Here is an 11975-nt window from a genome sequence, read left to right on the forward strand (position 1 = left end):
TCCTGGGCGGAACGGGATGTGGCGGGCGTCAGCCGGCGGTACGGGCCTGTCGGCGCCGGGCGAGCTCGTCGTGGGCGACCTGCACGATGCGCTCCCCGTCGACCCGCTCGGCGGGGAACTCGGCGAGCGATCCGGTGACCTCGCGCATGGTGCCGCCGACAGCGATGCCGAACACGCCCTGCCCGCCCTGAAGCAGATCGACGATCTCCTCGGCCGAGGTGCACTCGTAGACGGTGGTGCCGTCGGAGAACAGGGTGACCCCGGCGAGGTCGTCGACCCCGCGGGCGCGGAGGTGCTCGACAGCAACGCGGATGTTCTGCAGGGAGACGCCGGTGTCGAGCAGCCGCTTGACCACCTTGAGGACGAGGATGTCCTTGAACGAGTAGAGCCGCTGGGAACCGGAACCGGACGCGCCGCGAACGGTGGGCACGACCAGATCGGTGCGGGCCCAGTAGTCCAGCTGGCGGTAGGTGATGCCGGCGGCCTGACAGGCGGTCGGTCCGCGGTAGCCGACGGACTCGTCGGGCGCCGCGGTGTTCGGGAACAGCGCATCCTGGCCGGCTTCCGGCATACCGCCAACCCTCTTCCCGTGCTCCGACGCGAACTCGTGTCGGGCGTTCTGGCGCCGCCCGCCGTGCGGGATGCGTGGTGCTCGGACTGCTCGTCCGGACTTCCGGTGACGCTCGTCGGCCCACGCGCGTCGATCCCGGGCGCGGCTCACGAGGAGGCGCGGGACGACCGGTGGAACTCCTTGAAGGTAGGCGCACCCGAGGTCGAGGGTCAACGATAGCGGCGGCGTGTCCCTCACCCTCTGCTCGAGGGTGAGCCCGACCGGGCGGGGCGGGGCGCGGTTCCGCCCCGATCGGGCGACAGTCAGCCCTTCGGGGCGCCGCCGCCGAAGTCGTCGGGCGAGATGGTGTCGAGGAACTCGCGGAAGCGCTCGACCTCGTCCTCCGCGGTCACCTCGTCGGCCTCGTCCACGTCCGGATCGTCCTCGTCGCCCTGCTCGGGCAGCACGATGCCGGCCTCGGCCAGCACGGCGTCCTCGACGAACACGGGGATCTCCACCCGGACGGCGAGCGCGATGGCGTCCGACGGGCGGGCCGAGACGGTGGTGCCGTCGTCGAACGCCAGCTCGCCGAAGAAGGTGCCCTCGCGGAAGTCGACCACGCGGACCTGCACGACGGAACGGCCGAGGGCGGTGATCACCTGTCCGAGCAGGTCGTGGGTGAGGGGGCGGCTGGGCCGCACGCCCTGCTGGTGCATCGCGATGGCGGTGGCCTCCGCGGAACCGATGAGGATCGGCAGACTGCGCGATCCGTTCACCTCGGTCAGCACCAGAATCGGCTGCTGGTTGGGCATCTCGACGCGAACGCCGATGATGCGCATCTCGATCATCGCGGTGTGCCCTTCTGCCCGATCCGTCCTGGCGAACGCTACACGTGCGGTGCCCGACCGCCCCCGGCCGTCGATCACCGGAGCGACGGGCCCGGGGGCCGATCCGAACCCGGCCGAGGCGGACCGACCACGGTGCGCACCGGGACCGGGTCGGCTCAGGTGCCCAGTTCGTGGCGCAGGGCGGCCTTCATCAGCTGCCCGTGCAGGCGGAGGGTGGTGGCGGCCAGGTCGTTGGCCGCGGCACCGGCCCGCTCGCGCGCGTCCGGGTCCTTCTGCCGGGCGGAGGACGACACCATCTGCGCGACCACACCCGCCTGCCGCTCGGCCGCAGTGCGGAACGGGCGGAGGTGACGAGCCTCCAGCCCGGCGGCGAGCAGCTCGCCGGCGGTCTGCGCGATCAGCACGGTGTCGGCGTCGAAGTAGTCACCCGGGCCCGCGGACACCAGACCGAACTGCTCGAGCTCGGCCAGCCCGGTGGCGCTGAGACCGGTCTGGGCCAGCACCTCGCTGCGGCTCATCCGCACCTGGGTGGAGGCGGCGAAGTCCCGCGGCTGGGGGCCGTCGGCGGACATCAACGACCGCGGCAGCCGAGCCGCCGGGGTGGCCGGCTCGAGCCCGCGGTCGATGGCGTCGAGCTGGTCCTTGATGACCTTGAGCGGCAGGTAGTGATCGCGCTGGGCGGCCAGGACGTACCGCAGGCGCTCGACGTCGGACCGGGTGTACTGCCGGTACCGCGACGCGGTGCGCTGCGGGGTGACCAGACCCTCGGACTCCAGGAAACGGATCTTGGAGATCGTCACGTCCGGGAACTCCGGCTTCAGCCGGTCCAGCACCGCGCCGATGCTGAACGACGGGCCGGCCGGCTCCGTGCTGTGCAGCGCCGCCGCCGTCATGACCCTGCGCTGTCGGCCTGGTCCCCCGAGAGGAAGACCAGCCGGAACTTGCCGATCTGCACCTCGTCGCTGTTGACCAGGGCCGAGACCTCGATGGGCTCCCGGTTGACGTAGGTGCCGTTCAGCGAGCCGACATCGGCGACCTCGAAACCCCCGCCGGTGCGGCGGAACTCGGCGTGCCGACGGGACACGGTGACGTCGTCCAGGAAGATGTCGCTCTCCGGATGACGACCGGCGGTGACCAGGTCCTTGTCGAGGTGGAAGCGCGAGCCGGCGTTCGGGCCCCGCTTCACGACCAGCAGCGCACTGCCGGCGGACAGGGACTCGACACCACCCAGGGCCTCGTCGGCCGCCTCGGTCTCGGCCGTCGGGAACAGGCCGCCGGAGAAGATCGAGGTCGGATCCACACCGGACCCGCGGTCGCTTGCAGTCACCCGAAACTCCTTCGCAGCTGGATCGAGGCCCCGGCACCCCACGCCGCGCGGCATCGCCCGCACGGACAGATCCATGTGGCGTGAACCGTACCGTGCCGGGGGGCGACACGGTCGCCGCGGCCCGCCCGCACTCCCGGTGACACTCCGGTGCCGGGGACGCGCGCGCGTCCCCGGACGGGGCTCAGCCCTCGCCCGCGACCTGGGCGTACCCGGCGGCGTCGAGCAGGTCGTCGAGCGCGGACGGGTCGGTGAGCTGCACCTCGATCATCCAGCCGTCGCCGTACGGGTCGGAGTTGACGAGCTCGGGGGTGGAGTCCAGGACCTCGTTGCGGGCCACCACCGTCCCGCTGACCGGCGAGAACAGGTCGGAGACCGACTTGGTCGACTCCACCTCCCCGATCGACTCGCCCGGTTCCACCGTCGTCCCCGGCTCGGGCACCTGGACGAAGACGATGTCGCCGAGCGAGTTCTGCGCGTAGTCGGTGATGCCGATGCGCACGGTCACCGTGTCGGCCTCGTCGCCGGTGGTGCGGACCCATTCGTGGTCGGAGCTGTACCGCAGGTCTTCGGGGATCACGGGGGGCCTCTCGGGTCGGGGTGGTCGGGATCGGTAGGGATCAGTGTCGGAGCCTGTCACGCCGGCGCGGGGCGGACACCCGCCAGGGTCGGCGCCGGGGAGGTCACCCGTCGGCCGGCCGGGCGAACTGCGGCGTCCGCGGGGGGCGCACCGCGTCGATCTCCACGGTGTCCTGCTGGTCGACGGTCATCGTCCCCCCGGCCCGGCGGACGGTGTCCAGCACCCCACCGGGGATGGCCAGAGCGGCCGACAGGGTGGGCGGGTCCCCGATGGCCAGGAACACGTAGGGCGCGGCGAGCGGTCTCCCGTCGGTGGTGACGGCGCCCGCGGAACCGGTGAACGCACTGTCCACCCCGAGTCGGACGGGTCCGATCTGGAAGGCCTCGGCGCCGGCGTTGCGCAGCTCCTGGAGGGCGTCGAGCAGCACCTCCGGGGGCACCCGGGCCTGGGGGTCGTCGATGACGATGCGGACCCCCGGGCCGGTGGCCGGGGCGGCACCGGTGAGGATGCCGAGGACGGCGGCCTGCCGTTGCGCCTCGGCGAGGGCCTCGGCCGAGGAGGCGCCGCTGCTGCGCAGCCGGACCAGGGTGTCCTGCAGGCCGGCGATCTCGCCGGTCAGGTCGGCCTCCCGCCGCTGGAGTCCGTCGAGCAACTGGACCAGGTCGTCGGGCCGGGCGCTGGCCAGCGCGTCGCCGGAGGCGGTGCGGCGGACCTGCACCACCAGTCCGAGCCCGAGCAGCGCGCACAGCAGCGCGACCACCACCCGGGTCGACACACCCGTGCCGCTCCGGCCGGACGGGGGCGGCGGCACGGGCGTCGGCTGCGGCCGCTGTGGGCCGCTCATGCCTTGAACACGTGCCGCCGGATGGCCGCGGCGTTGCCGAAGATCCGGATGCCGAGGACCACGACGACGGCGGTGGACAGCTGCGCCCCGACCCCCAGCTGGTCACCCAGGAAGACGATGAACGCGGCCACCACCACGTTGGCCACGAACGACACCACGAAGACCTTGGCGTCGAAGATGTGGTCGAGCTTGGCCCGCAGGCCGCCGAACACCGCGTCCAGCGCGGCGATCACCGCGATCGGCAGGTACGGGGCGAACCAGTCGGGGACGGTGGGTTGCAGGAAGAGCCCGGCCACGATGCCGACGACCAGCGCGAGAACGGCGTACACGGGGTTCCTCCAGCAGTGCGGTCGGCGAGGGTGCGGTGGTGGTGCGGTCGACGGGTCGGGCGGGGCAAGGGTCTCACCGGGTGGTCGGCGCGGTCGTCGGTGCGGTCGTCGGTGCGGCGAAGCGCAGGTCGGGACCCGAACCGGCCGCCGCCTGCAGGTCGTCCTGCACCGAGAGGTCGAACTGGATGCCGTAGAGCTGCGCGAAGGAGTTGAACCGGCCGAAACCGCTGGTCAGCGCGAACTGGGCGGGCAGGACATCCGGGTCGCCGATGGCCTCGACGGTGATGGGGAAGAACACCGGACTGTTGTCCACCAGGATCGCGCCGCCGGCCTGGCGGATGGCACTGGTCGGGCGCAGCCGCGCCCCACCCACGGTGACGGCCTCGGCGCCGGCCGCCCACAGCCCGTTGACCAGCAGCTGAATGTCCCGGTCGGCGATGACGGTGCGCTGCGCCTGGCTTCCGGCGGCGTCGGTCGTCGCCGACGGGGGGCTGCCGGGGCCGATCACCACCCGGACACCGGGACCGCTGACGGCGTCGGATCCGGCGGCCAGGGCCAGGTCGGCCGCGTCCAGCGACGGCAGTTGGACGCCGAGGGCGGAGCGGGAGGCCGCCACCTCGCCGGCCAGCGCGGCCGCCGAGGAGGCGAGGACGTCCTGCCGCTGGCGAGCCTGCTCGATGTCGTCCAGCAGGCCCGCGCGGGCCCGTTCGGCGCCCACCGCGCCGAGGTCCGTGGTCTGGGCGGCGACCCCGAACAGCACTCCCAGGACAAGCACGGCGACGGCCAGCAGGACGGCGGACCGCAGCCGCCGGCGACGGTCGGGCGCCTCGGGACCACCGGCCCGGCGGGCGGCCGCGGCGGCGTACCCCGGGTCGAGATGATCGCGGTCCAGGGCGGCCAGCAGCCCGGGGACGGGGTTGCGGCGGACGGGCGGTGCGGCCGGCTCCTCCCCCGGACCGTCCGGTGGGGCACCGGTCATGTCAGTTCCGCACCGGTCCGCGGACCGGGACGTTCCGCACCACCCAGCGCACCTGACCCAGGTAGACGGCGGCCGACCACAGGTAGAGCAGGACCCCCCAGGCGAAGAACCCGTACCCGACGGGCAGGGCGATGCGGGCCAGCAGCGAGTCGCCCTGGGCGATGAGCAGCAGGGGCAGGGCGTAGAGCAGGCAGAAGGTGGCGGCCTTGCCCACATAGTGGACGGGCAGTGCGGCGTAGCCGCGGCGCCGGACGAGCGGCAGGGCGAGGGCGAGGACGAGGTCACGGCCCACGATGAGCGCGGCCACCCACCACGGGATGAACCCGCGCAGGACGAAGGCGACCAGGGTCGCGACGATGTACAGCCGGTCGGCGGCCGGGTCGAGCAGTTCCCCGAGGCGGCTGTACTGGTTCAGCAGCCGGGCGAGCTTGCCGTCGGCCCAGTCGGTCAGGGCGCTGAGCGCGAGGACGACCATGGCCCAGCCGTCGGCCTGCGGCCCCAGCAGGAGCCAGAGGAAGAGCGGGACGCCGGCGAGCCGCAGGACGGACAGCGCGTTGGGGATGGTCCAGGGGCCGTGGTCGACGGGGGCCGGACCGGTGTCGGTGGGCGCGGCGGCGCCGGCCGGTCCCGCCGGGGTGGGGTCGATCGGGGGGGAGCCCGGTCCCGGGGTCGACATGGTGCCCTCCCACCCCGCGTCTGCCTCGAGCCGAACGGCCGCAACGGTTCCGGACGGGTGCGCGGGCCCCGCCGTCGCGGGGAATCCTAGTTGCCGCGAGCGGGCGGGCGGGTCAGGTGGACGGCCGCGCGCGGTGCCGCAGCAGCAACAGGTAGGCCGCGATGGTCGCCGCGTCCACCACCCGACCGTCGTCGATCATCGCGCCGAACTCGTCCTCACCGACCAGGGCATGCACCATGTCCGCCTCCGAAGCCTCCCGGGCGTGCACACCGGCGGTCAACCCGGTGGCGTGGAAGACGTCGAAACCCTGGGAGCAGAACCCGCCGGCCTCGTTCAGGTGGCCCAGGTGCCGCCACTCCTCGGCCCGCACGCCCGTCTCCTCGCGCAGCTCGGCCCGGGCCAGTTCCAGCGGGCTCCCGCCGGCCCCGGCCGGCCAGGTGCCCATCGGGAACTCCCAGGCCCGGCGGGACAGCGGATAGCGGTACTGCTCGACGAGGTGGAACGCCGGCCCCGACCCGGCGATGTCGGCCTCGGCGATGACGATGGAGAAGTCCTGCTTGTCGACGACGCCGTAGACGCCGGCGGACCCGTCGGGCCGACGGAAGGTGTCCTCCCGCACCGACATCCAGGGGTTGCGGTACACCACGGTGCTGCCGGTGGTCTCGGGTCGACCCGGGATCGCGTCCATGACGGGAGTATGGCGTCCGCCGCGGTCGGCGCGGGTGAGGCGTCGATCGGATCGGCGGACCCCACCCACGGCGGCCCCTAGGCTCGGTCGGTGCCCCCCGTCACCGGACCCTTCGCGTGGTTCGACGGGCAGTGGGCCACGGATCTGCAGGAGACCGTCGATCTCACCGCCGACGCCGGACCGCTGGACGGGGCCGGCTGGTGGGCCGTCGCGGCGACCTTCGAGGGTCGGGTGACCGGCTACCGGTTCGCCGACGTCCGCCGGGCGCCGCTCCCGCCGCCGGACCGGGCGTGGCGGGGGCCGGCGGTCGACAGCTGGCGCAGCAGTATGAGCCGCGCGGACTACCTGGCCGGGGTGCGGCGCATCCGCGAGCACGTGGCCGCCGGGTCGGTCTACCAGGTCAACCTCTGCCGGGTGCTGGACGCCCCGCTCGACGACGACGCCGACCCGCTGGCCCTGGCCGCCGTCCTCGCCGCGGGGAACCCCGCGCCCTACCAGGGGGTGCTGTGCGTGGACGACGGGTTCGTGGTGACCGCCTCACCCGAGCTGTTCCTGTCGCGGGACGGCTCGACCCTGGTGTCCTCGCCGGTGAAGGGCACCGCCGGGCCGGGAGAACCGTTCGCGGACAAGGACACTCCCGAGAACGTGATGATCACCGATCTCGTCCGCAACGATCTCGGCCGGGTCGCCGTCCCGGGATCCGTGGTGGTGCAGGCCCTGCTGGCCCGGCAGGAGCACCCGGGCCTGGCCCATCTGGTGTCCACGGTGAGCGCCCGCCTCGAGCCCGGCCTGGGGTGGACCGAGGTGCTCGCCGCCACCCTGCCGCCCGGGTCGGTCAGCGGTGCACCGAAGATCCGCGCGCTGCAGGTGATCGCGGAGCTCGAGCCGGGCACCCGGGGCCAGTACTGCGGCGCCGTCGGCTATGTCGACGCCGATCGTCGCACCGCCCGCCTCGCCGTCGGCATCCGGACGTTCACCGCCACGCGGGACGACAGCGGCGCGCGGCGGCTCACCTTCGGCACCGGGGCCGGCATCACCTGGGCGTCGGACCCGGCCGCCGAGTGGGCCGAGACCGAACTCAAGGCCGCCCGATTGGTCGGGTTGGCCAGCTCCTGAGGCGGGGTCAGCCGCCCAGCACCGTTCCGTCCGGGATGGTGCCCGGCGACCCGTCGGACGACACCACGGCGGCGCCGAGCACCCGCACCCCCGCCCCGAAGGTCCAGTCGCCCTGCACGGCGAGCTTCTCGGCCGCCACCAGGCTCGGCGGGCCGGCGGGGAAACGCTGTTCGAAGTCGCCCACCAGCTTGTAGGTCTTGTCCAGGTCGACCAACGGCGCCGCGGTCCGCGACGGCACTAGGGCCACCTCGAAGTCGTCGGTCACCTCATAGGCGTCGGAGCGCAGCACCAGGAGGTCGGAGGTCGACTTCACCGGCAGGAACCGGCGGCGTGGCACCTCGATGGCGGCGGCACCCTCGAAGAGCCCGATGGCGGCGCCCATCGCGGTCTCGATCTGCACCACCTCGGGCGAGGTCGGGTCGGTCGGGTCGACCGTCTTGACGTTGCGGATGATCGGCAGCCCGAGCACCCCGCCGTTCGCACGGAGCTTGTCGCGCAGCGCGGCCAGGTCGAGCCAGAGGTTGTTGGTGTTGAAGTACCGGTGGCGGTCGATGTCGCCGAACGCGGCCTCGTCCTCGGGGCGGGTCTGCGCGGACTCCCGCAGCACGAGCTGCCCGTCGTCCCGTCGGCGAGCCAGGTGGCCGCCCTTGCGGTCGGCGGCGGTGCGGCGGCAGAACTCGGCGGCGAACGGGCTGCCGGACGCGGCGAACCAGCCGGCGAGCCGCGGATCGGGCCGGGCGCCGAGGTTGTCGGCGTTGGAGACGAAGACGTACCGGAACCCGGCGTCGAGCAGGGCGTCGAGCGTGCCGGAGGCGTCCAGCGCGGTGTAGATGTCGCCGTGACCCGGCGGGCACCACTCCAGGGTCGGGTCGGCGGGCCAGCTGACCGGGGTGAGATCGGCGGTGCGCAGCTTGGGTTCGCGGTTCTGCAGGAACTCCCCCGGCAGCCCCTCGGTCGCGAGCTCGGGGTGGCGGGCCAGAGCGGCCCGGGTGTCCTCGCTGGTCCGGAACGAGTTCATCACCACGAGCGGCAGGGGTGCGCCGTACTGCGCGCGCAGGGCCAGCACCTGCCGGGCGATGACGTCCAGGAACGACAGACCGTCCCGGACGGGGAGCAGAGACTTGGCCCGGTCCATGCCCATGGAGGTACCGAGCCCGCCGTTGAGCTTGATGACGGCGGTGGCGGCCAGGGCGGCAGCGGCGGCGGTCTCGTCGACGTCCAGGTCGTCCAGGCGGGGCAGCTCGTCCACCGGGGTCAGGTCGTCCTCGGCGAGGATGCCGGTCTCACCGCCGGCGAGCATGTCGTAGGAGTGCGCGAAGACGGCGATGGCCTGGGGGTGCACTCCCCCCGCCTCCATCAGTCGCCGGGCCTGGTCCAGTCCGCTCTCGCTCATGACAGGGAGCGTAGGGGCCGGTGACCACCCGATCACCCTCGGGTCAGAGCCCGGCGGCCGTCCCGCGGACGTGCTCGAAGACCAGGTTGGTCTCGGTGGAGGCGACCTCGGGGTACGCCGAGAGCTCCTCGACGACGAAGTCGCGGAGGTCGGCGACGTCGACGGCGGTGACGTCGAGGAGGAAGTCGTCGCCGCCGGCGAGGAAGTAGACCGACCGCACCTCGGGTCGGGCGCGGATGCGGTCGGTGAACGATCGCAGCCGGCCCCGCGCGCCGGAGCTCAGCCGCACGGACACCAGGGCCTGCAGGGGCCGACCGAGCGCGGCCGGGTCGAGATCGGCGTGGTAGCCACGGATCACCCCGCTGTCCCGCAGGGCGCGCATCCGGGCCAGGCACGTCGACGGGGCCACGCCGACCTCCGCGGCGACGGCGTTGTTGGGCGTCCGGGCATCCCGGGCGAGGACCGTGAGGATCCGCCGGTCGACCTCGTCGGTGGTGACCGGCTCCCGGGCCGGCCGAACATCCTTCGTCGGGATCGGACCGGCCGCCGCGGTCGTCGACGGAAACTCGCTCATCCGCCCACCGTACCGAATCTTCTGCAGACATCTTCCGGTCTGCGGACGTGAAGTTCATACTTTCCCCAGCTCGTCACCCTTTCGAGCAGCCGCTCCCCACCACGGAGGACCAGTCATGCGCGTCGGTGTGCCCCGCGAGATCAAGAACCACGAGTACCGCGTCGCCCTCACCCCCGGCGGCGCCCACCAGCTCACCGGGCAGGGTCACGAGGTCGTCGTGGAGACCGGGGCCGGCCTGGGTTCGCAGATCACCGACGCCGATTTCGTGGCCGCCGGTGCGCGCATCGTGGCGACCGCCGACGAGGCGTGGGCCGCCGAGCTGGTGCTCAAGGTCAAGGAGCCCGTCGCCGCGGAGTACCACCACCTGCGCGAGGACCTGCTGCTCTTCACCTACCTCCACCTGGCCGCGGACCGCCCGCTCACCCGCGCCCTGCTCGACGCCGGGACCACCGCGATCGCCTACGAGACGGTGCAGCTGCCGGACCGTTCGCTCCCGCTGCTCGCCCCGATGAGCGAGATCGCCGGCCGCCTGGCACCGCAGGTCGGCGCCTACCACCTGATGCGCAACGAGGGTGGCCGCGGCGTGCTGCTCGGCGGCGTCCCCGGCGTCGAGAACGGGAAGGTGGTCATCCTCGGCGGCGGTGTGGCGGGCGCGCACGCCGCGGAGATCGCCCTGGGCATGCGGGCCGACGTCACCGTCATCGATCTCTCGCTGCCCACCCTGCGGCGGCTGGACGCCCGGTTCGGCGGGCACGTCAAGACGGTCGCGTCCAACACGTTGACCATCGCCGAGGCCGTCGCGGGCGCCGATCTCGTCGTCGGCTCGGTGCTCATCCCCGGGGCCAAGGCCCCCAAGCTGGTGACCAACGAGATGGTCGCGGGCATGCGCGCCGGGTCCGTCCTGGTCGACATCGCCGTGGACCAGGGCGGCTGCTTCGCCGACTCCCGGCCCACCACCCACGACGACCCGACATTCCTCGTGCACCAGTCGGTCTTCTACTGCGTGGCCAACATGCCGGGCGCCGTCCCGCGCACCTCCACCTACGCCCTGACCAACGCGACGCTGCCCTACGCCGGCGCCCTGGCCACCCGCGGCTGGCAGGGTGCACTGCGGTCCGACCCCGCCCTGGCCGCCGGCCTCACCTCGCACCACGGCGCGCTGACCAACCTGGCCGTGGCCACCGCCCACGAGCTGACCTCGACCGACCCCGGCCTGGTGCTCGCCGGCTGACCCTCGTCAGCGGCGTCACGGGCGTGCGAACCCGCCGGACCCCGGTGGGCCGGTCCCCGGTGGGCCGGTCCGCCCGATCAGGTCCACCCGTCTGCGCTGCCGCGACGAGCGGTCAACGGTCGACCAGGGCGAGGCCCGGACGTCGGTCCTGCGCGCGGGTGATCCTCCGGTCCGATGGACCAGGCCCGAGATCGCGGAGTGAGCATCAGCTCTGGGTCGGCCGGCGCCGTTCGGGATGGATCGCGACCATCACCCCGACCGGCCGCCCGTCGGCATCCGGGCCGCGATCCTTGAACTCCGTGAGCAAGGCGTCCAGCCGCCGGTGCAGCTCCTGCTCGCTCGCGGGGTTGAGCTTCAGCCCCAGCCGGGCGATGGCCAGGTCGGCCGGCGGCACACCCTCGACCTCGTCCACGAATGCGCGGAGCAGGATCGGGCCGACATCGGGGACGGGCGTGTCCCAGGACCGACCGGTGGCCCGGTACGGGATCTCGCGCGCCCCGCGGCGACCCCGCCGGCCCTCCCCGGCGATGAGAAACCCGGTGTCCAGCAACGTGCGCACGTGGTGCAGACTCGTTCCCGGGTTGAGGGCGAACTCGGCCGCTATCTCGCGATTGGTGCGTCCCTCGTGCAGGCAGAACCGCAGGATGCGCAGCCGCAACGGTGAACTGAGCGCCCGGGCGCGGGCCTGGGCCAGCTGGTCGGAGACCGGATCCACGCCCGGCCCATCCGCGGCCGCGACGGTTCCACCACCGACGGACGCGGCATCGACGGACGTCATGCCCCCAGCCTAATGGGCCGATCTCCAGTCATTGGCAGATCCCAATCACTGCCCTAGTCTCGCCC

At 73.2% G+C, this 11975-nt stretch carries 15 protein-coding genes; 2 read left to right on the forward strand and 13 right to left on the reverse strand.

The features are described 5' to 3' along the window. Positions 1–28: 28 nt before the first annotated feature. The 10 genes from J2S58_RS05775 to J2S58_RS05820 form a co-directional block, all read right to left on the reverse strand. A complete protein-coding gene (locus J2S58_RS05775; protein ID WP_205258418.1) occupies positions 29–571 on the reverse strand; it encodes a MerR family transcriptional regulator in 543 nt (180 codons plus the stop codon). A 302-nt stretch (positions 572–873) separates the two neighbouring features. After that, a complete protein-coding gene (locus J2S58_RS05780) occupies positions 874–1398 on the reverse strand; it encodes a bifunctional nuclease family protein (RefSeq protein ID WP_205258417.1) in 525 nt (174 codons plus the stop codon). Between the two features lie 155 nt (positions 1399–1553). Next, positions 1554–2291, reverse strand: a complete 738-nt coding sequence (gene ftsR / locus J2S58_RS05785) for a transcriptional regulator FtsR (protein WP_205258416.1) — start codon at positions 2289–2291, stop codon at positions 1554–1556. Continuing rightward, positions 2288–2725, reverse strand: a complete 438-nt coding sequence (gene odhI, locus J2S58_RS05790; RefSeq protein WP_306826553.1) for an oxoglutarate dehydrogenase inhibitor Odhl — start codon at positions 2723–2725, stop codon at positions 2288–2290. Before odhI ends, ftsR begins: the two co-directional genes overlap by 4 nt. Positions 2726–2906: 181 nt before the next feature. Beyond that, positions 2907–3302 (reverse strand): glycine cleavage system protein GcvH, encoded by a 396-nt coding sequence (gene gcvH / locus J2S58_RS05795; protein ID WP_205258415.1) that lies wholly within the window; start codon positions 3300–3302, stop codon positions 2907–2909. A gap of 103 nt (positions 3303–3405) precedes the next feature. Beyond that, entirely contained in the window at positions 3406–4077 is a 672-nt protein-coding gene (locus J2S58_RS05800) for a DUF881 domain-containing protein (RefSeq protein ID WP_306826556.1), read from the reverse strand. Between the two features lie 65 nt (positions 4078–4142). After that, on the reverse strand, positions 4143–4475 hold the full coding sequence (locus J2S58_RS05805) for a small basic family protein (RefSeq protein WP_205258413.1): 333 nt from the start codon (positions 4473–4475) through the stop codon (positions 4143–4145). A gap of 73 nt (positions 4476–4548) precedes the next feature. Next, positions 4549–5454 carry a DUF881 domain-containing protein gene (locus J2S58_RS05810; RefSeq protein WP_205258412.1) on the reverse strand — a complete coding sequence of 302 codons (906 nt, stop codon included), beginning with the start codon at positions 5452–5454 and terminating at the stop codon, positions 4549–4551. 1 nt (position 5455) lies between these two features. Then, positions 5456–6130: a CDP-alcohol phosphatidyltransferase family protein gene (locus J2S58_RS05815; RefSeq protein WP_205258411.1), complete on the reverse strand. Its 675-nt coding sequence runs from the start codon at positions 6128–6130 to the stop codon at positions 5456–5458. Between the two features lie 112 nt (positions 6131–6242). Beyond that, positions 6243–6818 carry an NUDIX domain-containing protein gene (locus J2S58_RS05820; RefSeq protein WP_205258410.1) on the reverse strand — a complete coding sequence of 192 codons (576 nt, stop codon included), beginning with the start codon at positions 6816–6818 and terminating at the stop codon, positions 6243–6245. Between the two features lie 90 nt (positions 6819–6908). Between J2S58_RS05820 and J2S58_RS05825 the strand changes: the two genes are divergently transcribed. Next, on the forward strand, positions 6909–7934 hold the full coding sequence (locus tag J2S58_RS05825) for a chorismate-binding protein (RefSeq protein ID WP_205258409.1): 1026 nt from the start codon (positions 6909–6911) through the stop codon (positions 7932–7934). A gap of 7 nt (positions 7935–7941) precedes the next feature. Here J2S58_RS05825 and J2S58_RS05830 read toward each other — a convergent pair whose 3' ends face one another. Together J2S58_RS05830 and J2S58_RS05835 are read right to left on the reverse strand one after the other, a co-directional pair. Then, positions 7942–9327, reverse strand: coding sequence for a UTP--glucose-1-phosphate uridylyltransferase (locus J2S58_RS05830; RefSeq protein WP_205258408.1), 1386 nt, complete (start codon positions 9325–9327; stop codon positions 7942–7944). A 43-nt stretch (positions 9328–9370) separates the two neighbouring features. Next, positions 9371–9901, reverse strand: coding sequence for an Lrp/AsnC family transcriptional regulator (locus J2S58_RS05835; RefSeq protein ID WP_205258407.1), 531 nt, complete (start codon positions 9899–9901; stop codon positions 9371–9373). 115 nt (positions 9902–10016) lie between these two features. Here J2S58_RS05835 and ald point away from each other — a divergent pair, with 115 nt between their 5' ends. Next, the gene (ald, locus tag J2S58_RS05840) at positions 10017–11132 is read left to right on the forward strand and encodes an alanine dehydrogenase (protein ID WP_205258406.1); all 1116 of its coding nucleotides are present in this window, start codon (positions 10017–10019) and stop codon (positions 11130–11132) included. 205 nt (positions 11133–11337) lie between these two features. Here ald and J2S58_RS05845 read toward each other — a convergent pair whose 3' ends face one another. Further along, positions 11338–11910, reverse strand: coding sequence for a winged helix-turn-helix domain-containing protein (locus tag J2S58_RS05845; RefSeq protein ID WP_205258405.1), 573 nt, complete (start codon positions 11908–11910; stop codon positions 11338–11340). Positions 11911–11975 lie beyond the last annotated feature (65 nt).

The sequence above is a fragment of the Nakamurella flavida genome (assembly GCF_030811475.1).
In the GTDB taxonomy this organism is placed as follows: Bacteria; Actinomycetota; Actinomycetes; order Mycobacteriales; family Nakamurellaceae; genus Nakamurella; species Nakamurella flavida.

Coding starts and splice junctions, on each gene's coding strand:
- J2S58_RS05775 (WP_205258418.1), bottom strand. CDS start 571: ATGCCGGAAGCCGGCCAGGATGCGCTGTTCCCGAACACCGCGGCGCCC.
- J2S58_RS05780 (WP_205258417.1), bottom strand. CDS start 1,398: ATGATCGAGATGCGCATCATCGGCGTTCGCGTCGAGATGCCCAACCAG.
- ftsR (WP_205258416.1), bottom strand. CDS start 2,291: ATGACGGCGGCGGCGCTGCACAGCACGGAGCCGGCCGGCCCGTCGTTC.
- J2S58_RS05810 (WP_205258412.1), bottom strand. CDS start 5,454: ATGACCGGTGCCCCACCGGACGGTCCGGGGGAGGAGCCGGCCGCACCG.
- J2S58_RS05815 (WP_205258411.1), bottom strand. CDS start 6,130: ATGTCGACCCCGGGACCGGGCTCCCCCCCGATCGACCCCACCCCGGCG.
- J2S58_RS05820 (WP_205258410.1), bottom strand. CDS start 6,818: ATGGACGCGATCCCGGGTCGACCCGAGACCACCGGCAGCACCGTGGTG.
- J2S58_RS05830 (WP_205258408.1), bottom strand. CDS start 9,327: ATGAGCGAGAGCGGACTGGACCAGGCCCGGCGACTGATGGAGGCGGGG.
- J2S58_RS05835 (WP_205258407.1), bottom strand. CDS start 9,901: ATGAGCGAGTTTCCGTCGACGACCGCGGCGGCCGGTCCGATCCCGACG.
- ald (WP_205258406.1), top strand. CDS start 10,017: ATGCGCGTCGGTGTGCCCCGCGAGATCAAGAACCACGAGTACCGCGTC.
- J2S58_RS05845 (WP_205258405.1), bottom strand. CDS start 11,910: ATGACGTCCGTCGATGCCGCGTCCGTCGGTGGTGGAACCGTCGCGGCC.